Origin of the sequence: Trichocoleus sp. FACHB-46, from assembly GCF_014695385.1 — a bacterium.
Classification (GTDB): domain Bacteria; phylum Cyanobacteriota; class Cyanobacteriia; order FACHB-46; family FACHB-46; genus Trichocoleus.
This window is the reverse complement of sequence record NZ_JACJOD010000034.1, coordinates 72,113-94,034: the sequence shown is the minus strand read 5'-3', so window position 1 is coordinate 94,034 and position 21,922 is coordinate 72,113. Positions and strand designations below refer to the sequence as shown.

17 protein-coding genes are annotated in these 21,922 nt (G+C 47.5%); 10 read left to right on the top strand and 7 right to left on the bottom strand.

From position 1 onward, the window contains the following. Positions 1-6 precede the first annotated feature (6 nt). The gene (locus H6F72_RS22290; RefSeq protein ID WP_190440985.1) at positions 7-798 is read right to left on the bottom strand and encodes a hypothetical protein; all 792 of its coding nucleotides are present in this window, start codon (positions 796-798) and stop codon (positions 7-9) included. Positions 799-995: 197 nt separating this feature from the next. Here H6F72_RS22290 and H6F72_RS22285 point away from each other — a divergent pair, with 197 nt between their 5' ends. The 4 genes from H6F72_RS22285 (at position 996) to H6F72_RS22270 (ending at position 5,435) form a co-directional block, all read left to right on the top strand. Continuing rightward, complete coding sequence (locus tag H6F72_RS22285) at positions 996-2,504, top strand: UbiD family decarboxylase (protein WP_190440983.1); 1,509 nt, start codon at positions 996-998, stop codon at positions 2,502-2,504. A gap of 49 nt (positions 2,505-2,553) precedes the next feature. Then, positions 2,554-3,702, top strand: coding sequence for a hypothetical protein (locus tag H6F72_RS22280; RefSeq protein WP_190440982.1), 1,149 nt, complete (start codon positions 2,554-2,556; stop codon positions 3,700-3,702). 122 nt (positions 3,703-3,824) lie between these two features. Next, positions 3,825-4,934, top strand: a complete 1,110-nt coding sequence (locus H6F72_RS22275; RefSeq protein WP_190440978.1) for a hypothetical protein — start codon at positions 3,825-3,827, stop codon at positions 4,932-4,934. Between the two features lie 306 nt (positions 4,935-5,240). Continuing rightward, on the top strand, positions 5,241-5,435 hold the full coding sequence (locus H6F72_RS22270; RefSeq protein WP_190440975.1) for a hypothetical protein: 195 nt from the start codon (positions 5,241-5,243) through the stop codon (positions 5,433-5,435). A gap of 204 nt (positions 5,436-5,639) precedes the next feature. Here the strand turns inward: H6F72_RS22270 and H6F72_RS22265 are convergent, their stop codons facing one another. The 3 genes from H6F72_RS22265 to miaA all read right to left on the bottom strand — a co-directional run bounded on the left by H6F72_RS22265 (position 5,640) and on the right by miaA (position 8,458). Continuing rightward, positions 5,640-6,416 (bottom strand): carbonic anhydrase, encoded by a 777-nt coding sequence (locus tag H6F72_RS22265; protein WP_190440972.1) that lies wholly within the window; start codon positions 6,414-6,416, stop codon positions 5,640-5,642. Between the two features lie 167 nt (positions 6,417-6,583). Beyond that, complete coding sequence (locus H6F72_RS22260) at positions 6,584-7,231, bottom strand: DUF1294 domain-containing protein (protein ID WP_370527552.1); 648 nt, start codon at positions 7,229-7,231, stop codon at positions 6,584-6,586. Between the two features lie 267 nt (positions 7,232-7,498). Next, the gene (miaA, locus tag H6F72_RS22255) at positions 7,499-8,458 is read right to left on the bottom strand and encodes a tRNA (adenosine(37)-N6)-dimethylallyltransferase MiaA (protein WP_199299231.1); all 960 of its coding nucleotides are present in this window, start codon (positions 8,456-8,458) and stop codon (positions 7,499-7,501) included. A 119-nt stretch (positions 8,459-8,577) separates the two neighbouring features. Between miaA and gyrB the strand changes: the two genes are divergently transcribed. Continuing rightward, on the top strand, positions 8,578-10,518 hold the full coding sequence (gene gyrB, locus H6F72_RS22250) for a DNA topoisomerase (ATP-hydrolyzing) subunit B (protein WP_190440966.1): 1,941 nt from the start codon (positions 8,578-8,580) through the stop codon (positions 10,516-10,518). 304 nt (positions 10,519-10,822) lie between these two features. Here gyrB and H6F72_RS22245 read toward each other — a convergent pair whose 3' ends face one another. The 3 genes from H6F72_RS22245 to H6F72_RS22235 form a co-directional block, all read right to left on the bottom strand. After that, entirely contained in the window at positions 10,823-11,098 is a 276-nt protein-coding gene (locus H6F72_RS22245; RefSeq protein ID WP_190440964.1) for a GlsB/YeaQ/YmgE family stress response membrane protein, read from the bottom strand. A 205-nt stretch (positions 11,099-11,303) separates the two neighbouring features. Beyond that, positions 11,304-11,747, bottom strand: a complete 444-nt coding sequence (locus H6F72_RS22240; protein ID WP_190440960.1) for a secondary thiamine-phosphate synthase enzyme YjbQ — start codon at positions 11,745-11,747, stop codon at positions 11,304-11,306. Between the two features lie 165 nt (positions 11,748-11,912). Continuing rightward, on the bottom strand, positions 11,913-13,172 hold the full coding sequence (locus H6F72_RS22235; protein WP_242017070.1) for a pyridoxal phosphate-dependent aminotransferase: 1,260 nt from the start codon (positions 13,170-13,172) through the stop codon (positions 11,913-11,915). A gap of 226 nt (positions 13,173-13,398) precedes the next feature. On the opposite strand from H6F72_RS22235, the gene treZ reads away from it, so the two are divergent. From treZ to H6F72_RS22210, 5 genes are all read left to right on the top strand, one after another. After that, entirely contained in the window at positions 13,399-15,216 is a 1,818-nt protein-coding gene (gene treZ / locus H6F72_RS22230; RefSeq protein WP_190440958.1) for a malto-oligosyltrehalose trehalohydrolase, read from the top strand. Between the two features lie 105 nt (positions 15,217-15,321). Further along, a complete protein-coding gene (gene treY, locus H6F72_RS22225) occupies positions 15,322-18,111 on the top strand; it encodes a malto-oligosyltrehalose synthase (RefSeq protein WP_190440954.1) in 2,790 nt (929 codons plus the stop codon). 464 nt (positions 18,112-18,575) lie between these two features. Further along, positions 18,576-19,319 (top strand): heme oxygenase (biliverdin-producing), encoded by a 744-nt coding sequence (locus H6F72_RS22220; RefSeq protein WP_190440951.1) that lies wholly within the window; start codon positions 18,576-18,578, stop codon positions 19,317-19,319. Positions 19,320-19,576: 257 nt separating this feature from the next. Further along, positions 19,577-20,647, top strand: a complete 1,071-nt coding sequence (cobW, locus tag H6F72_RS22215; RefSeq protein ID WP_190440948.1) for a cobalamin biosynthesis protein CobW — start codon at positions 19,577-19,579, stop codon at positions 20,645-20,647. Positions 20,648-20,719: 72 nt separating this feature from the next. Beyond that, positions 20,720-21,892: a carbonate dehydratase gene (locus H6F72_RS22210; RefSeq protein WP_313930207.1), complete on the top strand. Its 1,173-nt coding sequence runs from the start codon at positions 20,720-20,722 to the stop codon at positions 21,890-21,892. Positions 21,893-21,922 lie beyond the last annotated feature (30 nt).

The following is a 21,922-nucleotide window of genomic DNA, read 5'->3' as shown; positions in this document are numbered from 1 at the left end:
GTGATCTCAAACCTTGATCGCTAAGGCTTGATCGGCACAGGTAGCTTTGTAGTTACCCGCTACGTATTGATCGAGATGTCGGAAGATAGCCACCGGAGGCACAACTCGACAGGTAAAGAACTCAACGGCGACCCGACCATCTGGGAAGCTTGCCACTTTAGGCATTAGATCTTTGGGAGCTTCCTTACGCCATTGCCATTTGATCTGAGGCGGAATCGTATTGATCAGATGGTGATGGCTCCATTCACAGTATTTTCCGAGGACGCCAAACTCTTGGAGTTCTCGTCTGAGGATGGAAGCCACTAGATAAGACGAAGGCGAGCGATCGCCCTCCACAGCCTCCATAAAATCTACTAGAGCACCGCTAGGTTGAGGTGGCTGAGCGCGATCGCCACTAGCAGCCAAAGCTTGTTCTAGTTGGGCGGTCGTACTAAATTCTTCTGGTAAAGCCCAAATCGATCCAGCTCCCCCTTCTGGGACTCGATACAGATAGCCAGCTAAGCGAAAGTTTGGTTTTAGCTTTAATCCTGGCAGCTTTAGCAAGGTTGAGCCTGGATTGACGGCGCTCACAAACCAATGCCCTTCTGTATTGGGTGAAGGGGTTTCTTCTTCAGGAAGACTGGCAAACTTAAACAAATCGCCCAGCGCGTCTAGAGACTCTGGCTCTGGCGGTTCCTCGCTGGTATCAAACAAAGTTTGAGGCTTGGGGTAGTTCTCTGATTCTGGAAGTGCCAGGTTGCTTTTGATGTACTGCCTGACTTTCTGTACGGCTTCGAGCGGAAGTTTTTGAATGGTCATAACGAACGTCGCACTTGCCAGAGGGGAACCTAAAGCGCTCAATCAGGCGCACGAATCTGGCACTATGCTACCCATCACGCAGTCTGGCACGGCATTAGAGAGACATAATTTATCATTAAACGCTCAATTCCCTCTCTCAGCGAATAGTAGCCAGGTTTCGCCGCATAATGAGAGAGGACGGTTTACACATCTTAATCATGGCGCGAGACCTGCGGGGATTCTTAAAACAGTTAGAGCAGCGAGGGCAACTCAAACGCATTTCTGCCCTGGTTGACCCAGACCTAGAAATTGCTGAAATTTCTAATCGAATGTTGCAGCAAGGCGGGCCAGCCCTACTGTTCGAGAACGTCAAAGGTTCTCCCTATTCGGTCGCTGTCAACACGATGGGGACGGTGGAGCGCATCTGCTGGGCCATGAACATGGAGCAACCCGAAGAACTAGAGGCTTTGGGTAAAAAGCTCAGTATGTTGCAACAACCCAAGCCACCTAAGAAGATTGCACAAGCGGTGGAGTTCGGCAAAGTTCTATTTGATGTGTTGCGGGCCAAACCAGGGCGAGATTTGTTTCCGCCTTGTCAGCAAGTGGTGCTCCACGAAGATGAATTAGACCTCAACCAAATCCCAATGATTCGCCCCTATTGTGGGGATGCAGGCAAGATCATCACGCTGGGCTTGGTAATTACCAAAGACTGCGAAACTGGGACTCCCAATGTCGGCGTCTATCGGCTGCAACTGCAATCGAACAAAACGATGACGGTGCATTGGCTGTCGGTCCGGGGTGGGGCACGTCATTTACGCAAAGCGGCAGAGCGAGGCAAAAAGCTGGAAGTGGCGATCGCCCTAGGTGTCGATCCACTCATCATCATGGCAGCAGCTACGCCAATCCCAGTAGACCTGTCAGAATGGCTGTTTGCAGGGCTGTATGGCGGTTCTGGGGTGAATCTGGCGAAGTGTAAAACTGTGGACCTCGAAGTTCCGGCGGATTCTGAATTTGTCTTAGAAGGTACGATTACCCCCGGTGAAATGCTATCGGATGGGCCTTTTGGGGATCACATGGGTTATTACGGCGGGGTAGAAGATTCGCCTTTGGTTCGCTTCCACTGCGTCACCCAGCGCAAAGACCCGATCTACCTCACCACGTTTAGTGGTCGCCCCCCCAAAGAAGAAGCGATGATGGCGATCGCGCTGAACCGGATTTACACCCCGATTCTGCGACAACAAGTTTCTGAGATTGTCGATTTCTTCTTGCCGATGGAAGCTCTGAGCTACAAAGCGGCCATCATTTCCATTGACAAAGCTTATCCAGGTCAGGCGCGGCGGGCAGCGTTGGCGTTTTGGAGTGCGCTGCCTCAGTTCACCTACACCAAATTTGTGATTGTGGTGGATAAGAGCATCAATATTCGTGATCCGCGCCAAGTGGTCTGGGCGATTACTTCTAAAGTTGATCCGGTGCGGGATGTGTTTATTCTGCCGGAAACGCCTTTCGATACGCTCGATTTTGCTAGCGAAAAGATTGGGCTAGGCGGTCGGATGGGCATTGATGCCACAACCAAGATCCCACCCGAAACCAACCATGAATGGGGCGCGGCTTTGGAGTCTGACCCAGATACCGCAGCCATGGTCGATCGCCGTTGGGCAGAATATGGTCTCGCAAATTTGCAATTGGGCGAGGTGAATCCGAACTTGTTCGGTTACGATATGCGCTAGCTACTCTCTAGTTTTCAGTCTAGATTTGCGATCGCTGAGACCCCTGAGCATGGATTGGAAAACATTGCTGAGATCCCAACAGGCTGACTTTATTAAGCGGTTCAAGTCTGGGACAGAAAATCTGCTATTTTGCGAGGTCGAAAATCAGTTTAGTGAATTAGCGTTTGTCAGTAGTCAAAAGCTTAAGCAACTCCGAGATGCCTCCTGGCTGTTGGCTGAGCGTTATAAAAACACCGCCCCGGTACATGATGTTTTTATTAAGCATTTAACAGGGAAGCTGGGTGAATCTGTCATTAAAAGACAGTTGAGTAATTTAGTTGCGAAAGGTAGCTATCGCGATATCACAGGTAATGATACGAGTGAGGCTTTTGATGCTCGGCAATGGAAGCTATTTATTACCTATATTCGCAGTTATCAATATCTCAGCCGTTATTTGACGGGGGATTTATTTCCCATTGGATATTTGCGTTTAGCCGCCAATCCAGCAATCAGTATTCAGGTCAAAGCTTGCCACACCAAAGCCAACAAAATTCAGTGGGTGGTTAGTAAAGCCGAAGTTGAAAAAAACTCTGTAGTGGTTTGTATTTGGATTCGGGAAGAAGTGAACGAAGCCCAACCCGAATACCATTTGTTTTTAGCGGGTTTCCTGCCAACTGGAATGATCCAATTACAAGATGGACAAGCAGTTTTGGGTTTAGAAGACCTGCTGTATAGTGGGGGACTACGCAGTTTTATCGAGTTTATTCAAGCCCAATCTTTACAGTTCAACTCTTCCAAAGCTCAATTGGATTACACCTCAGAATCCGCTAATTCTTCACTCTCTATTCAAATTGGTTCGTGGCAGTGTCCTCTATCTTGGGAACAACTAACCAGCTTAGAAGCAGCGATTCAAGAGCTAAAAGCTCAGCAACAAGAGCCTCAGATTCCTGTATTACCTCCCCACTCATCAGCAGAACTACCTTTAGATTTAAATCAACTCTGGCAAAAAGTTCTAGGCCAGTTACGGCCTCCTAGTACTCAATCTTTGCTACGTCAGCAGAGCCGCCTCTTATCTTTTGATGGTCATCAAGCCAGAATTGGCATTAGCTCTAGTGCCTTATTTCGGGTGAATCAACGCTGGTTACCCAAAATTGAAGAAGCTTTTAATAAAACTTGCCAGCATCAAGTGAAAGTAAGCTTGGAAGTGATTTCCGATTAAGCTACTTAGTGATTGAATTGTATAAATTAGCCTTAATAGGTACATATAATGGCTTAAACGAATATTTAGAAATACAGGTAACTTATTTCAAGATAATTCAATTTTAAATTACTTTAAGGATAATGATTAATATATTCTATTCCTGGCAATCGGATTTACCAAATTCTACTAATCGAGGATTTATAGAGTCTGCTTTAATGAAGTCCGTTAAATCAATAAATCAAGAAGAGCTAAGTATTGTACGTGTGGATAGAGACACAAAAGACTTGTCAGGAACACCAGATATTGCTAGTTCCATCTTTCAAAAGATATCTAATAGCAATGTTTTTGTTTGTGATATTACACCAATTAATACTTCTTTTTTAACTGGCGATCATAATGATCTTAGAGCTATCCCCAACCCTAATGTTTTAGTAGAATTGGGTTATGCGGCAAGTTGCTTAGGTTGGGATAGAGTTATTTGCATTTTAAATCTTGCTCATTGCTCTATAGAAAAGCTGCCTTTTGATTTACGCAGTCGCAGAATATATACTTATTATTTAAAGGTAGAATCAGAAAATAAGGCTGATACAAGAAATCGCCTTGTTGCTGATATAAAAAATGCCTTAAATCTTATGATCCCTCATATCACGAATAAAAGCCACAAAGAAATCGCCTTCTACTCTTTGAGAAGTGAGATATTGAATCATCTTAAATTACTTGTTGACATGCTTAAGGGTTCTGTGCAAGCTAAGCCGCATGATGAGTATGAAAATGTTAAATCTTTTTTTAATGAATCGTTTTATTCTGAAATAAAATTTTTAGATATTTCTAAAATTGCTATAGATGGAGGTAGCTCATATCGACAGGATTGGGAGTCTTATATCTGCTCAGGCTGCTTAGGGTTAAAGACAGCTTTGGGTCAAATGTCAGATCGATATTCCTCTCATTTGGAACCACTTATTGTGCAACTTATAGAGGAAATAATAAACTCAGAGTTTATTCAATTGATGATTAATATTCAAGCATCCACGAAACAAGTAATTAATGCTCCTAGATTCAGTAACTTATTCTCATTTTCAGAAATAAATAAAACAGTAAAAGAACATGTTGAGCTTTTTTTGGAACTAATTGATGTCTACAATCAGTTAGTGCCTTTGACTAAAACAATTCGAGTACCTCATCAGGATTGGGATTATTGGTGGGATGACCATGTCCAACCATTTATTGGAAGTGCCCGCATAAATATTTGACTGGCTCAAAAACAAGGATTATTTTTATGCGGAAGTACTTGTTTATACCTCAAATTCCATGAGAAATTATTGTTTTCTGTAACTTATGAAGAATAAACAGAGGAGCTCACTCTCTAAATTCCTCAAATAGTTAGAGAAATCAGACTTAGATAATTTCCTGCTTTCACTAAGCTGCTCTCGAAACTATCAGGACTGCCCCTTCAAAAAATCGATATAAATCATTTACTTCTTGAAGTAGTGGCTCTGGTAGTTGAAAACTCTTGTCGTAGACTGTTGGCGCTTCTCTGATTGCTCTTACTGGAAATAATGTATCTTGGATTTTCTCAACGAGTAGCGATCGCCACACTTCAAAGCAATAAGAAAACGATCGCTTTTTCTCAGCCCTTGAAAAAAGCGATCGCAGGGACTTTTAGTTGCTTGGAAGATCAATCTGACCTTTCTTCTAGCTTACTGAGCGAAAAAACGATTGCCCTCCTGCGGCTAGCTCATCCAGTAAGGTGAGGCGAGCGCCACCAGTAGGAGCTCTACTCAAATAAGCCGGCTACTTGGGCTGGGCAAAACATTCTCCAAAAAATCAGCGATCGCCAATTCCGTCAATTAGTGATGGCGAGTATGGCGATCGCTGGGATGCTGATGTTGTGGGAGCAGCGCGATTTAATGACCTTTTGGCAGGCAATCCATTAATCAGCGATTCAATATCAGCGATTAATAGGAGCCGCGATAAATCCGGTGCGCTTGCTCGCGGGGTAGCCAGCTATAAGCAGACAATTCATCTTCTGGAAAATTACGACTAGGCTTGGGCTCTGGAGGCGCAGGCTTTGATTCGGTAACCGCAAAGTTGGGCCAAGTTCTCGACGAGATTTTGCTGTGAGGCGGCAGAAATTCGTGTTCCTCCGGATCGTAAGACAAGACTTCTCCAGTTTCGATGCTGTAGACCCACCCGTGGAGGGCCAGCTTGCCTTCGTGGAGTTTAGAGTGGATTACTGGATAGGTTTTTAGGTTTTCTAGTTGAGTAATCACGTTTTCCGCGATCGCCGATTCTAAAAGTTCTTCCCCTTCGCGATCGCTGTAATGCTCTCTGAGCAGACGGCGAGTGGCTTCGGCATGCTTGAGCCATTCGTATACCAGGGGCATCTCTTCTTCTAAGCTGCTGAGCTTGAGTAAGCCTTTCATAGCTCCGCAGTGCGAGTGACCACACACAATGACCTGCTCGATTCCCAAAGCGTGAATTGCATATTCTACGGCTGCGCCCTCTCCACCATTCGCGGCCCCAAAGGGAGGAATTAAGTTACCTGCATTGCGGATAACAAACAGCTCCCCGAGCTGGGCTTGGGTAATCAAGTTGGGGTCAATCCGGGAATCGGAGCAAGCGATAAACAGCACTCTCGGCTTCTGACCATGCGCGAGTTGTTCAAACAGGTCTTGGTGTTGGCTGAAATATCCGGCCTGAAACTCCCGCAGACCTTTGATCAATTTCTTCATAAAGGCGGCTCGATTCCCATCATAGGTAATTAATTTTAGTTGGTTTCTGCCCCAACTCTGATTAATGTTCCTAATGAAAGGCTTTAGTGAATTAGAACGCTGAGCAGTTTTAGCCAAGGAGGTGTAGTGAGGCGATCGCTCTCGTTCTAAAGTAGCTTTTGAATCAACTATTTACTGAAACTACTACTTAAATACAGATTGACTAATGATTCACCAAAAAACCAGTATAACCAGAAACATAGATGAACCGCAGTGATGGCACAAAAGGTAGATTGATAGGAAACTTTAATACTTTTGTGACGCAACTTCCGCTGAGCAATGAATGCTCCCAACCATCCGCCCATCAATTCACACAGGTGTAAAGTCTTTTCCGGTATTCGCCATCGCCCTTGTTGGGCACGAGATTTGTCATCGGCATATAGAGCAAAGGTAATTCCACTCATGAGTGGGTAAAGAATTAGCGGGATTGGGTTAGCGGTTTTCAGCATGAAGTGAATCGATCCCAGTCCAGGTAGCAAAGATAACAGGAACATCTGTAAGGCCAGGGACGAAGACCAGCGAGTTAGCTTTGGTGTCGTCTTTACCTTTGTCGTAGAAACTGAGGAAGGGGGTGATTGCTTGGGCGCTACTCCTTGAATAGAAGCATGTGAAGCACGGGCTTTTCCGTTTTGCTCAACGCTGAGCTGATAGTAAATGACATCCCCTACTTGAGGTCGGTGGCTGGGGTCTTTCAAGGCAGTGATATGTAGGAAAACCTGCTTGTCACTATCACTTGCTTGGATGAAGCCAAAGCCACGATCATCCTTCCATGTCACTAACTGACCTTTACGCAAAACGGGTTTCATTAATTAACAGCAAATATATAACTGCTTGTAATGTGCCCATCTTTCAGGTGCGATCGCCACCTCAAAATTCCAGACATAAGAGGCGTAGGATGTGTGAGCCTTGAGTCACGCACCAAATCTTTGCAACTCATGCGTTACGGCTGCGCCTAACACACGCTACGTTTTGGCTTGGCTTAAGTTGAGAGTATTTAGTACAATTGAACTGTAGAGCTGATAGTTTTGGCTGGGCTGACAAGGCTATGGAGCAGCGATCGCGGTTTCTGATCTCTCCCAGAATTGCTGCAATTGTTGCCAAACCTGTTCTACTAAATCAGGGGCATCAGAATCGAACCAGGTAATGGCGGGGTCAGCGTGAAACCAAGTGCGTTGGCGCTTGGCAAACTGTCGAGTATGCAACACCGTTAAATCTCGCGCTGCTGAAAGTGAGATATCTCCTGCCAAATACTGCTTGATCTCTTGGTAGCCCAGAGTATTGAGCAAAGGTAGGTCAGGGCCGTATTTATTGCACAAGGTTGCCACCTCATCAACAAAGCCAGCGGCGAGCATTTGATCAGTACGCTGCTCAATCCGTCGAGTCAGGCGATCGCCCTCGGCATCTAGCCCAATCTGCAAGATCGGATAACTGGGCGGATTTTCACCCTGTTGGGCGGATATGGGTCGGCCTGTGGTGTAGAACACTTCTAGCGCCCGCAAAGTCCGCACTTGGTCATTGGCGTGAATTCGGGCTGCTGAAGCAGGATCAACTTGCTGTAAGAAGCTGTAGATCTGGCGCTGACCCAACGCTTGAAGCTGCAATCGCAATTCTGGTTGCGGCGGTACGCGAGGAATAATTAACCCTTGCACCACCGAGCGAATGTAGAGTCCGGTGCCACCGACAAGAAAAGGGATAGGAAGAGATCTGTGAAACTGAGCAATCAAGCCCTGGGCCTGTTCCTGGTAGTCTGCCAGGGTTAAGGTTTCAGTTGGGGCACAAATGTCTATTAAATAGTGGGGAATTTGTTGTTGCTCAGCTATGGTGGGTTTGGCGGTGCCAATGTCGAATTCCCGGTAGACTTGGCGGGAGTCAGCACTGAGGATGGCTGCGGATTCTAGGCGTTGGGCTAGGGCGATCGCCAGCCCCGATTTACCTGAGGCAGTAGGGCCACAAATCACAACTAAACTAGGTGCCTGTATCGCCTTTTGATCCATCCCTACCATAAAGCTCGCTGGAAACGCCTCTAAAATCGCTTATAACCCTTTTGTGCTATAATTTTGATAGATTTTGGTGTCTTGAGGCTTGATCGAGCTTCAGACCTAATTATTGGAGCGCTTCATTCATGACAAGCAATTACGGTGCCGATCAGATTCAAGTCCTTGAGGGTCTTGAGCCAGTCCGTAAACGACCGGGTATGTATATCGGCAGTACGGGACCGCGAGGACTCCATCATTTAGTTTACGAGGTCGTTGATAATTCTGTTGATGAAGCGCTGGCAGGTTACTGTAAGCACATCCGGATTGATATTAATGCTGACGGCTCAGTCACTGTAGAAGACGATGGCCGAGGCATTCCGACCGACGTTCACCCCCGTACGGGCAAGTCGGCTTTAGAGACGGTCATGACCGTGCTGCACGCAGGCGGTAAGTTTGGTGGTGGTGGCTATAAGGTCTCTGGCGGTTTACATGGAGTGGGCATTTCAGTTGTGAATGCTCTGTCAGAGTGGGTAGAGGTGGTAGTTCGGCGAGACAAAAAGGTTCACACCCAGCGCTTTGAACGTGGCGTGGCAATGACAGAATTGACTGTCAAGCCTACATCTGAAGCTCGTACCGGAACAATGGTTAGCTTTAGGCCAGATGAAACCATCTTTACGACTGGCATTGAGTTTGACTACATGACGCTCTCCGGTCGGCTTCGGGAACTGGCCTACCTGAATGCAGGCGTAGAAATTACGTTCACGGACTATCGCTTAGAACTAGTTAAAGGCGACGAGCCTCGCTCTGAAACCTACTTCTATGAAGGCGGCATCCGGGAATACATCAGCTACATGAACCGGGACAAGCAACCGCTGCATGAAGAGATTATCTACGTGCAAGGCGAGCGCAACAATGTGCAGGTAGAGGTTTCTCTGCAATGGTGTACCGATGCTTATACCGACAGTTTGCTAGGCTTTGCGAACAATATCCGCACCATCGACGGGGGAACTCACCTCGAAGGTCTCAAGGCGGTGCTGACTCGCACGCTAAACAACTTGGCGCGTAAGCGTAACAAGCTGAAGGACAATGATCCTAACTTGGCAGGTGAGAACATCCGGGAAGGTTTGACGGCTGTAATCTCTGTTAAGGTGCCAGATCCAGAGTTTGAAGGCCAAACCAAAACTAAGTTGGGTAATACTGAGGTCCGAGGAATTGTGGACTCTCTGGTCGGAGAAGTTCTGACTGAGTATCTAGAGTTTCGTCCGGGGGTCACGGACAGCATTTTAGAGAAGGCGATTCAGGCATTCAACGCTGCGGAAGCGGCTCGTCGGGCTAGGGAACTCGTGCGGCGGAAGTCGGTGCTGGAGTCCTCGACGCTGCCCGGTAAGCTAGCAGATTGCAGTTCGCGTGACCCTAGCGAATCGGAAATCTTTATTGTGGAAGGGGACTCTGCGGGTGGTTCTGCTAAGCAGGGACGCGATCGCCGTTTCCAAGCGATTCTGCCGTTGCGAGGCAAGATCCTCAACATTGAGAAAACCGATGATGCCAAGATCTACAAGAACACTGAGATTCAGGCATTAATTACGGCGCTGGGTCTGGGAATTAAGGGCGAAGAATTTGATTCTTCTCAACTGCGCTACCACCGCATCGTGATTATGACGGACGCGGACGTAGATGGTGCACACATCCGGACGCTGTTGCTCACCTTCTTCTACCGCTATCAGCGATCGCTCGTGGAGCAAGGGTTCATCTATATTGCTTGCCCTCCCCTCTACAAAGTGGAACGGGGCCGCAGCCACTACTACTGCTATAGCGATCGCGAGATGACTAACCTAGTACAGCATGAGTTTCCCGCGAATGCTAATTACACGATCCAGCGGTTTAAGGGTTTAGGCGAAATGATGCCGACCCAGCTTTGGGAAACCACCATGAACCCAGAAAGCCGTACCTTGAAGCGGGTGGAGATCGAAGATGCGGCTGAAGCTGACCGGATATTTACGGTTCTAATGGGCGATCGCGTGGCACCTCGTCGGGAATTTATCGAGACCTATGGGCCAAAGCTCAACCTGATCGACTTAGATATTTAGGTAAGTATTGGTTATCTTTTGGCAGAGGCGGAGAGGCAACTCATTGGCTTACCCCTAATCATTAGTTAGAGGGATTGACTTAACCAACGACAGACGAACAGTCTGACTCAAATGGTCTAACTTGTAAAAGAACCTAAAGGTTCCAAGCTATTAATGTTCATTCTCTTGTAGCTTCTACCGTGCTTTAAGTCGATAGAAGCTACATTTCTTATAAGCCTCTAGACAACAAAAAGCCTCTGGGTTTAACAGAGGCTTTTTGCTTAGAAAGGGTTGAAAGAAATTATTTCGTTTGAAGCTTTACAGCTTAGTGAACACTACGACGGCTGGTAACAGCGTAGTAGATGAACAGAGCGACGATTGCACCCAAGACGGAAACGAGGATACCACCAATGCTTAGGCCAGCCGCACCCAAGGCTAACGTGCCTGTGGTCAAGAAGCTGTAGAGGGTTCCACCCAGAAAAGCACCGATAATTCCTAACAGCATGGTGCCAAGAATACCGCCACCTTGACGACCAGGGTAAATAGCTTTTGCGATAGCACCTGCAATCAAACCTAATACGATCCAAGCCAAAATATTCATTGTTATTTCCTCAAAATCAATAAACTAAATATTCAACAACCGCACAAAGTGTTCTAAATTTCGCGATGCGCGTTCTTTAATGTATATAGATTAGCGAGTTACCCAGGGTTGGAGGCACTACCGGAAGAGGGAAACCCCTTCATGCTTGAGTAATAGTCTTAAATTTTTTAAGCTCTACCCATACATAGAGTGGATTGAAGAATATTTAGGCTTCGCCAGAGATTTGACATAAGACTGTGCGATCGCGAGGACCGTCTAACTCGAACAATAGTATTGATTGGTAAGTTCCTAAAGCTAGTTTGCCGTTGACCACTGGAATCACTTCACTCGTGCTTAAGGTTATAGCCATGAGGTGGGAGTGAGCGTTCATGGGTTCGTCTTCAGGAATGTTGGGTCTGAGGTGCAGATCATTATGTAAGTAGCGATCGCTTTCGGGTGCTAGTTTTTCAAGATATTTTTTGATGTCTTGCAGGAGTCGTTCTTCGTGTTCGTTGATGGCTAAAGCGGTGGTGGTGTGGCGGGAGAACACAAGTACCTGCCCATTTTGAATGGAAGTTGTAGCGAGTACTGCTTCGATTTGTGGGGTAATGTCGTGGATATTGATGCCTTGGCTGGTTTTTATTTCGATTAGTTTGTGGACGATTGGCATTTTTCTAGTTTGGTTTAACTGTTTTGTGGAAGACTCTTGGGGGCACTCGCCCCCAAACCCTCGCTGAAGGATTTGCGTCCTCCAGACCTCCTCCAGCGGTAACCTTGGGTTGCTCAGTTTTGGTTTAGGTGTTGAGACATTTATAGAGGTAGCTATAGAGGCAGCTTAGGACAAAATGCTTTGTAGACCCTTTACTAGCCGCTCGATCCCTGCGGTGGCTGTCTCTTTTTGCAAGGCTCCATAACCTATGCGGAGGTAACATCCCTCTGTCATGCCGAAGGTGTCTCCTGGTAGGACGGCGACTCGATGTTCGCGAATGAGGCGTTCGATTAATTGCAATGCTGGTAGGTCTGTATGAACTTTGAGGAAGCAGTAGAAAGCTCCTTCTGTCGGTGCAACTGTGCACAGGTTATCTAAACGCTGGAGTTCGCTGAGAACTAAGCGGCGGACTTCGGCGATCGCGTGCAAATGCTCTTGGCAGTAAGCAATTCCTGTCTGTAAGGCTCCGACAGCAGCGTACTGGGAGATGACGGGGGGACAAATCAGAATGGTGTCCTGCACCTTTTTTACAGCTACGGAAAGTGATGCTGGAATCACCATGTAGCCGATGCGCCAACTGGCAAAGCCATAAGCCTTAGAAAGGCTGAAGAGAGAAATAGTGTGGGGATCGCTGCCTGCAAAGGAACCTGGAGAGATGTGCGGCACACCGTTGTAGGTGAAGTATTCGTAAGCTTCGTCGCTGATGTGATAAATACCGCGATCGCGACAGAGCTGATTCACTGCTTGTAAAGCCGCTTTGGGGTACACGACACCCGTGGGATTGTTAGGAGAAATGGTGACGACTGCACGAGTGCGTTCTGTAATCGCTTGAGCGATCGCTTCTGGACGCAATTGGTAATTCTCATCGGTGGGTACAAAGACAGGGCGGCACCCAGCGATCGTAATCGCCATGTCGTGGTTGAAGTAGTAGGGCGTTTGCAAAATAACTTCATCGCCTACGGAAGTAATGGCGAGAAGGGCGTGCATAAAGGCCATATTGCTGCCCGCTGTCACTACCACAGCGTTTTGCTCGTTGATCTCAATGCGATTAAAGGTGCGAAGCTTAGCCGCGATCGCCTCTAATAAGGGTGGAATTCCCTCGTTTGCTTTATATAAATGATTCGTCGGGTCAGATAGAAACTGAGGTATCTGCGCGATCGCTTCCGGCGGAGGCCCATAGTAAACCACTCCTTGCCCTAAGGAAATCGTGCCAGGATATTGACGAATCAGTTCCCCCACAATTGGAATGATGGGAGACTGGACTGCCTGCATACGAGAGATCAAATTTTCCATGCGAATATGAGCGGATATGAGCAAATATGGTGCGATCGCTGGCTTCAATTGTCTCCTAAAAAGCTTTTGCAGGGGTCTGGGGGATGCAACCATGCTTTAGCTGGGGTTTGGGGCAGGTGCATCCAAGCTTTTGGTTCTCGTCTCCAAAGTGGCAAGCATCACAACTAGAAGATCTCTCTTTCGGCACTAGCCTCAATAGTTTCCCTCCCAGCACAATTCCTAGTTGAACCGGCTTTATTAATGTTTTTATTCATCTGCGATCGCACAGCTCTAATCAGCAGTGCGCTAGTTTTTTACGTTTTCAGGGAGGACATTTAGGGTGAGACTTGGGGCGCAATATTTAGGAAATGGTCAATGTGAATTTATCTTGTGGGCACCTACTGCCGCTACCGTCTCCTTGCAACTACTGGCTCCTAAACAACAGCAAATTGCGATGGAGCAACAGGAGAGTGGGTATTGGCGTGTAGCAGTCTCTGACGTGCAACCAGGCACTCTTTATCAGTACCAATTAAATGACGGCGAAACTCGCCCTGATCCTGCTTCAAATTTACAACCGCAAGGTGTACATGGTCCTTCGCAAGTTGTTGATCCCCAGTTTAATTGGAGCGATCGCAACTGGAGCGGTGTTCCTCTAGAGGCAATGATCCTCTACGAATTGCATGTCGGCACCTTTACCCAGGAAGGTACGTTTGAAGCTGCCATCTCCCGATTGCCCGATTTGAAAGATCTGGGGATCAACGCGATCGAAATCATGCCAGTGGCACAGTTCCCAGGCGATCGCAACTGGGGGTACGACGGAGTTTATCCTTTTGCCGTCCAAGACTCTTACGGTGGACCAGAAGGCTTAAAAAAACTAGTCGATGCCTGCCATCAGCAAGGAATAGCTGTCGTGCTGGACGTGGTTTACAACCACTTTGGCCCAGAAGGTAACTATCTCAGCCACTTTGGTCCTTACTTTACAAATACCTACCGGACCCCCTGGGGTAGCGCTATTAATTTCGATGACGCTTATAGCCCTGGAGTTCGCAATTATTTCATTGAAAACACCCTATATTGGCTGCGAGACTATCACATTGATGCCCTGCGCCTGGATGCTGTCCATGCCATCTACGATCTTGGTGCCAAGCATTTTCTCCAAGAACTAGGCGAGAATGTGGCAACTCTATCCGAGCAAGTGGGTCGCGAGCTATATCTGATTGCCGAAAGTGACCTTAACGATCCCCGGGTGATTCGTTCGGTGGAGCAGGGAGGATATGGTCTGGATGCTCAGTGGAGTGATGACTTTCACCATGCTCTCCATGCCCTAGTGAGCAACGATCGCCAAGGCTATTACCAAGACTATGGTGAATGTGAGCAACTGGCCAAAGCTTATAGTGATACCTTTGTCTACGACTGGAAGTACTCACCCCATCGCCACCGCTTTCATGGCAATGTCGTCACCGATCGCCCCTGCTCCCAGTTCGTGATTTGCAGCCAAAACCACGACCAGATTGGCAACCGCATGTTGGGTGAGCGGCTCTCCCATATGATCCCCTACGAAGCGGCTAAACTGACGGCAGCTGCGGTTCTACTATCTCCTTACATTCCGTTGCTGTTTATGGGCGAGGAATATGACGAACCAGCGCCTTTTGTTTACTTCGTCAGCCACTCCGATCCTGATTTGATCAAAGCGGTACGGGAAGGCCGTAAGCAGGAATTTGCCGCTTTCCACTGCGAAGGCGAACCCGACGACCCAGAAGCTCCGGAAACTTTTAACAAGTGCAAGCTGAACTGGGAAAAGCGCCACGAAGGCAAAAACAAAACCATGTTGGATTGGTACAAACATTTGATCCAACTGCGGAAAACCATTCCTGCCCTGACTCAGCTCAGCCGCGATCGCCTCAGTGCTACCAGTACTGAAACCTTGGTCGTGCTACGGCGCTGGAGCGAAACTGAGCAAATTGCAACTTTAATGAATTTCAGCGACCAGCCTATTACTTGCCAACCAGAGATCCCAACTGCTGAGTGGCACAAAATCCTCGACTCAGCCGATTCAAAATGGCAAGGCTCTGCTGCCTCTGCCTCCGATGCTTTAGCATCTCAGCAATCCGTGACATTGCAACCGTGGAATTGTGTGGTTTACCAAGCGATCGCTTGATGTAACTGCCTCTCCTGCTTTTGCATTGTTATCCTTCATCCCTCCTCCTTCACTTCTCTCCCACTTCTCCCTCATTCCCCCTGACTCAGGAGCCAAAACTTTCCTATGAGGATTCCTCGCGCTACATATCGCATCCAGTTCAACTCCGCCTTCGGTTTTGAGGATGCTCAAAAGATTGCTTCCTACCTCGCTCACTTGGGTATTTCTGACCTGTATGCTTCTCCTATTTTCAAGGCGAGGGCTGGTAGTACTCACGGCTATGATGTGGTTGATCCCAGCCAACTGAATCCAGAGCTAGGAACCCCTGATGCTTTTGAATCTCTGGTGCAGGAATTGCAATCTCATCAGATGGGTTGGTTGCAAGACATTGTGCCCAACCACATGGCCTATGACAGCGAAAACCAGTACCTGACGGACGTGCTGGAAAATGGTCCTAGTTCTGACTATGTCGAGTATTTTGATATCGCTTGGAATGCTCCCTTTGCCAATAGTGAGGATCGGATTCTTGCACCTTTGTTAGGTGATTTTTATGGACGTTGCTTAGAGAACGGGCAGATTCAACTTGACTACGATGAAACAGGACTGAGTGTTAATTATTACAGCCTGAAGCTACCGCTTAAATTAGAGTCTTATGCACAATTCCTGACTCAAAATTTAGGACAATTAGCTAGAACTTTAGGTAGGCATAATCCTGATTTCGTTAAATTGCTTGGCATTCTTTACTTGGTCAAGAGCGTTCCTTCAGAAGTGACTGGAAAGCAGCGACAAGACCAAATTGCTTTTGTCAAAGGATTACTTTGGGAGTTATACACCAGTAATGAAGAAGTCAAAGCTTTTATTGAACAAAATATTCAGACCTTTAATGGAGAAGCAGGCAATTCAGAGAGCTTTAACCTACTAGATAGTTTGCTGTCTGACCAGTTCTTTCGGCTTTCTTTCTGGAAAGTAGGGGCGGAAGAAATTAATTACCGTCGCTTCTTTACCGTCAATGAATTAATTTCCGTTAAAGTCGAAGAACTGAAGGTTTTTAACAATACTCATAACCTTATTTTCAAGTTAGTAGAATCGGGTAAATTTACTGGATTAAGAATTGACCATATTGATGGTCTCTATAACCCAATCCAGTATTTAGAGCGTCTGCGCGAAAAAACAGGTGATACTTATATCACTGTGGAAAAAATCCTGGAAGCAGGAGAAGATTTACCCAGCAATTGGCCGATTGAGGGTACTTCTGGTTATGACTACTTGAACTATGTTAATGGCATTTTCTGTCGGGTTGATAATGAGCAGCGATTTGATGAGATCTATACGAAACTAACTCGTACTAGAGCGAGCTATGGTGAGTTGGTAAATCAAAATAAACGGCTAATTCTGGAGAAGAATTTAGCTGGGGATATTGAGAACCTAACTTATTTGCTCAAAAACATATCTAGTAAGTATCGCTACGGCAACGATTTTACGATCAATGGTTTGAAGCGGGCGTTGGCGGAAGTGTTGACCATCTTCCCGATTTACCGCACCTACATCACGCAGGAAGGCTTACCTGAGCGCGATCGCGCCTACATCACAGAGGTAATTGATAGCGCCAAGGAACGGGTGCCTCTGCTCCAAAATGAGCTGAACTTCATCGAAAAACTGTTGCTCCTAGAATATGAAGACTCTCTCACTCAAGCCGAGAGAGACTACTGGCTCTACTTCGTCATGCGATTGCAGCAGTACACCGGGCCTCTGATGGCTAAGGGGGTCGAGGACACTACCCTCTATGTTTACAACCGCCTGCTATCCCTCAATGAAGTCGGCGGTGACCCTAGCCACTTTGGGTTATCTCTTGATGCTTTCCATGAGTTCAATCACAAACGGCAGACCGATTGGCCTTACGCTATGAGCGCCACTGCGACTCATGACACCAAGCGTGGGGAAGATGTCCGGGCTCGGCTCAATGTCCTCTCCGAAATCCCAGATGAGTGGGAGAAACAAGTCAGCACTTGGAGCCAAATTAATCGCTCTCAGAAGGTGCGTCGGCAGCGCGAAATCATGCCTGATGAGAATGATGAATACTTCTTTTACCAAACCGTGGTTGGGGCGTTTCCTTTCCAGGATGGTGAATTTGAGCAGTTCGTCGGGCGAGTTAAGGATTATGTGATTAAGGGCGTACGGGAGGCGAAGGTACATACGGCTTGGCTCAGACCGGATGCAGCCTACGAAAACGCCTTTGCTCAGTTTGTGGAATCAGTCTTGCAACCCGGTGGAGATAACCCGTTCCTGAAGGAGTTGCGTCCTTTCCAAGAGCGAGTGGCCTACTATGGCATGTTTAACTCTCTATCACAAACGCTACTGAAGCTGACTTCTCCTGGTATCCCTGACATATACCAAGGCACTGAGTTTTGGGAATTGAGTTTGGTGGACCCTGATAACCGTCGGCCTGTAGATTTTGAGCAGCGTCAGGCTTGTTTAGATGATCTGAAACAGAAGATCGCGAACAATATTCCAGAGCTGATTACTGAACTATTAGAGACGAAGGAAGATGGCAGAATTAAGCTGTTTTTGACTTTCCAAGGGCTGCAAGCTAGAGCTAAACATAGCGAGCTGTTCCAGGATGGTGATTATTTGCCACTCCAAGTGACTGGTAAGTTGCAAGACCATATCATTGCTTTTGCGAGAAGGCAGGGAAATGAAACAGCGATCGCGATCGCGCCTCGGTTCCTCACGAATGTGATTCAACCTGGGGAGTATCCTCTGACTCAACAAGTATGGGAGGACACGGCCATTGAGCTGCCTCAAGGGGCTCCTACTTCTTGGCACAATGCAATTACGGCACAATCCCTGCAAGCTGAGGGAAGGATACTGGTTGGGGAGGCTTTACAGCATTTTCCTGTGGCTTTGTTGTTTGGTTAGAACAGAACCAAGAGCTTGGGGGCACCTGCCCCCAGACCCCCGCTGAGGGACGGTTGCGTCTCCCGGACCCCTTCCAAACGAACTTGAATATAAGTGTTTCGGGTCTTTGGATTCTGGCTGCTAATTTTTGGCTTCTATCTCTTCCCTTTTCATCCTTCATTTTTCCTATTTCATCCCTTCTACTTCCCTGCCGTTCTGCCTGAAAGGATATGTAGCAATGGTTCAGGCTGCTTACATTTATTAATAAATGTAAGTAAAACCTGTGATGTAATGGGTTGAATTCGGGTGAATGTTGGCTTGCTGTGGCTTTTGGTGCTTCTGGCTCAATAGAGCTTCAGAATATTTAACACAAATTCTCATCAAATCGTTTTACTGTAACGATTTAGGTGGCTTTTTAGTTTTTCGTAAGGATTGCCATTCCAGCAAGCAACTTTAGTGTTGGGAAGTTTAGCAGGACATTTAGTATGACCAGTACTGTCGCTACCAATTTAGAGGGCAACGGTAATTTAGCAACAAAACTCCGTGAGGGTACTAAAAAAGCCCATACTATGGCCGAGAATGTCGGCTTTGTGAAGTGCTTTTTGAAGGGAGTGGTTGAGAAAAACTCTTACCGGAAGCTAGTCGCTAACCTCTACTTCGTTTATTCTGCGATCGAAGAAGAGATGGATCGGCTCCAGCACCACCCTATTGTTTCGAAATTTTACTTTCCTCAACTGAATCGCAAGGTCAGTCTAGAGAAGGATCTTTACTACTACTACGGTCCTAACTGGCGTGAGGAAGTGGCTCCTTCGGCTGCGGCTCAAGCTTATGTGCAACGAATTCACGAGATTGCGGCTACTGAGCCTGAGTTGCTAGCAGCCCATTCTTACACCCGTTACCTCGGTGATCTCTCGGGTGGTCAGATCCTCAAGGGCATTGCTCAGCGTGCCATGAATCTTGAGAGCAATGGTACGGCATTCTACGAATTCGAAGATATTGCGGACGAGAAGGCGTTCAAAAACACCTACCGTCAAGCGATGAATGAGTTGCCTGTGGATGAGGCGACTGCGGATCGGATTGTTGAGGAAGCCAATGCAGCTTTCGGCATGAACATGAAGTTGTTCAATGAGCTAGAAGGTAATCTGATCAAGGCGATCGGTGTGATGCTGTTTAACACGCTGACTCGTCGTCGCGGTCGTGGCAGCACCGAAATGGCGACTGCTGAATAAGCTGGCTAAGCTAGAAAGTTAGCTAAGTTTGAGGAACGATCCTCTATCTAAAATTTAGTCTCCCTGGTGAGCAAACTTGTAATCCTGGAGGCTTGGTGGTTGTAAAGCAGTCACTGAGCTTGCAGGATTATTAGCTTGAAGGCATCCTGCTTGCAGTGATAACCTGAGCAAGCGGTATTTGGTAAGCGATCGCCCTTTTCGAGCCTCCCTTTTTCGAGTCTCTTTGAACCGTTTTCAAGCCCTTTTTGAGTTTAGGCATGGCTGCAAAAATTCCTGTTACTGTCATTACTGGCTTCCTTGGCAGTGGTAAAACGACCCTGATTCGCCATGTGTTGCAAAACAACCAAGGTCGGCGAATTGCGGTGTTGGTAAATGAGTTTGGCGAGTTGGGCATTGATGGCGATTTGCTACGCTCTTGCCAAGTGTGTCCAGATGAGTCGGGTGAGGAACAGCCAGTGAGTGCGGTCAACGCCCTTAATATTGTGGAGCTGACGAATGGCTGTCTCTGCTGCACGGTGCAGGAAGAGTTTTTGCCGACGATGCTGGAGCTAATCAAACGGCGAGATGAGCTGGATTGTATTTTGATTGAAACCTCTGGTTTAGCGCTGCCTAAGCCACTGATTCAAGCGTTTCGCTGGCCCGAAATCCGCAATGCTGCGACGGTGGATGGTGTGGTGACGGTGGTGGATTGTGAAGCAGTGACTCAGGGAACGCTGGCGAGTGACTTGCAAGCCCTAGAAGCACAGCGGCAAGCTGACCCCAATCTGGATCATGAAACACCGTTGCAAGAGTTGTTTGAAGATCAACTCGCCTGTGCTGATCTGGTGGTGCTGAACAAAACGGATTTAGTCGATGCTGAGGCCCAAACTCAAGCCCTAGAACTGATTCAGCAAGAATTGCCCAGAGCGGTGAAGATTGTGGCGAGCGATCGCGGGCAACTCAGTCCAGATGTGTTACTAGGCTTCCAAGCAGCGGTGGAAGACAACCTGGAGGAGCGCCCCAGTCACCACGACACCGAGGAAGAGCATGACCATGATGACGATATCAGCTCAACTCACGTTGTTCTACACCAAAGCTTTGACCCAGACCAACTACAACGCCAACTAGAAGCTCTGGTGCAAGAGCAAGAAATTTATCGAATTAAGGGATTTGTGGCAGTACCCAACAAGCCAATGCGGTTGGTGCTGCAAGGTGTGGGTAAACGCTTTGAGCGCTTTTACGATCGCCCCTGGCAAGCCGATGAGACTCCAGAGACGCGCCTGGTATTTATTGGTCGTGCGATCGATGCTGCCAAGATTGAGTCGCAATTACTAGCTGCGGCAAACTAAATCAGCAGGAAACCAACCTGAGAGTTAAGCTGTCAGCTAGAAATAGCTAGTATCTCGTTTATTGGTTGCGCTGTGAAATTTGTTTCTATCAATCAACGCTTAAAAAAGCTACCACAGAGTTTTCTAAGCGTTGGCTTTATTTTGGGCATTGTGTTGGTTGCGGCTGTTACCTTGGCTGCAACGCCAAGTTCCTTAACCAGCTTGTTTCGTCCCACCCCAGTGGTGGTCAATTCCAGCTTTATCAGCCCCTTAGTGGAGCTATTTGGCAATGTTGCTGTGGGCAAGCGGGTGTTTGTGGCTGGCAACACCGTTTTAAGGGCCGATCCTGATACGCACATCTGCATTGGCAATGAAACGAATCTCCAAGACAATATCCTCTTCATCGCCCGTCGCCGCATTCCTGCTCCCACTAGTGCCTGTGGCCGTAGATCGAGTAGCGCTGGAAACCAAGTCAGCATTGCTCACCAAGCCAGTATTGAGAATTCCAAAATTGGTAACTTCACCTTCGTCGGTTTCCATGCTCAGTTGAAAAACACCGTTCTAGAAGATGGAGCCTTTGTGCTGCATGGGGCCAAGCTTGCCAACGTGCGAATTGGCAAAAACCGCCTGGTACCCATTGGTGCAGTCGTTACCACGCAAGCTCAAGCAGATGCTTTACCGCTAAAAACAGCAGACAACGCAGAGTTTCAAAAAGAAGTTTTAGAAGTAAACGAGGAGTTTGCGGAGCACTACGGCGAACTCTATCGAGCGCAAGGATTCGATGCCGTCACGGGCATTAGCGCCGCGCCAAAAACCTCCTGGAATCAGCAACCCGTACGACCCACATTAGGCCAGAACGTCCAAATCGACCAATTTGTGCGGATAGTAGGTGACGTGCGTTTGGGTCGTAATAGTGTGGTGGGCCAGCGTACCTCGATTCGAGCCGACGAAGGTTCACCAATCATCATTGGCGAGAATGCCGCGATCGAGGACCGAGTTACCTTTCATGCCCTCAAAAGCACCAGTATCCGAATTGGCAGAAACTTAAATACAGACGACAACGTTGTCTTCCACGGCCCTCTAGAAGTTGGCGATAACCTGGCGATCGCCGACGACGCAATCTTGTTTCGCTCTCAAGTCGGTAACAACGTCACGATCGGCACGGGAGCCATTGTAGTGGGAGTGACGCTACGGGACGGAACCCAGGTGCCGCCGCAAGCTGTGATCACAGCGCAGAATCAAGCAGATGCGTTGAAAACTAATTAAAACTCCTAGAGCAAAGCTAATCAAAACCCT

Bases quoted from the DNA above. Each gene is read 5' to 3' on its own strand.
- miaA (WP_199299231.1), bottom strand. From the start codon at position 8,458: ATGGTAGGGATGGATCAAAAGGCGATACAGGCACCTAGTTTAGTTGTG.
- H6F72_RS22265 (WP_190440972.1), bottom strand. From the start codon at position 6,416: ATGAAGAAATTGATCAAAGGTCTGCGGGAGTTTCAGGCCGGATATTTC.
- cobW (WP_190440948.1), top strand. From the start codon at position 19,577: ATGGCTGCAAAAATTCCTGTTACTGTCATTACTGGCTTCCTTGGCAGT.
- H6F72_RS22240 (WP_190440960.1), bottom strand. From the start codon at position 11,747: ATGCCAATCGTCCACAAACTAATCGAAATAAAAACCAGCCAAGGCATC.
- H6F72_RS22285 (WP_190440983.1), top strand. From the start codon at position 996: ATGGCGCGAGACCTGCGGGGATTCTTAAAACAGTTAGAGCAGCGAGGG.
- H6F72_RS22280 (WP_190440982.1), top strand. From the start codon at position 2,554: ATGGATTGGAAAACATTGCTGAGATCCCAACAGGCTGACTTTATTAAG.
- H6F72_RS22290 (WP_190440985.1), bottom strand. From the start codon at position 798: ATGACCATTCAAAAACTTCCGCTCGAAGCCGTACAGAAAGTCAGGCAG.
- H6F72_RS22270 (WP_190440975.1), top strand. From the start codon at position 5,241: ATGTATCTTGGATTTTCTCAACGAGTAGCGATCGCCACACTTCAAAGC.
- gyrB (WP_190440966.1), top strand. From the start codon at position 8,578: ATGACAAGCAATTACGGTGCCGATCAGATTCAAGTCCTTGAGGGTCTT.
- H6F72_RS22235 (WP_242017070.1), bottom strand. From the start codon at position 13,172: ATGGTTGCATCCCCCAGACCCCTGCAAAAGCTTTTTAGGAGACAATTG.
- H6F72_RS22245 (WP_190440964.1), bottom strand. From the start codon at position 11,098: ATGAATATTTTGGCTTGGATCGTATTAGGTTTGATTGCAGGTGCTATC.
- H6F72_RS22220 (WP_190440951.1), top strand. From the start codon at position 18,576: ATGACCAGTACTGTCGCTACCAATTTAGAGGGCAACGGTAATTTAGCA.
- treY (WP_190440954.1), top strand. From the start codon at position 15,322: ATGAGGATTCCTCGCGCTACATATCGCATCCAGTTCAACTCCGCCTTC.
- H6F72_RS22275 (WP_190440978.1), top strand. From the start codon at position 3,825: ATGATTAATATATTCTATTCCTGGCAATCGGATTTACCAAATTCTACT.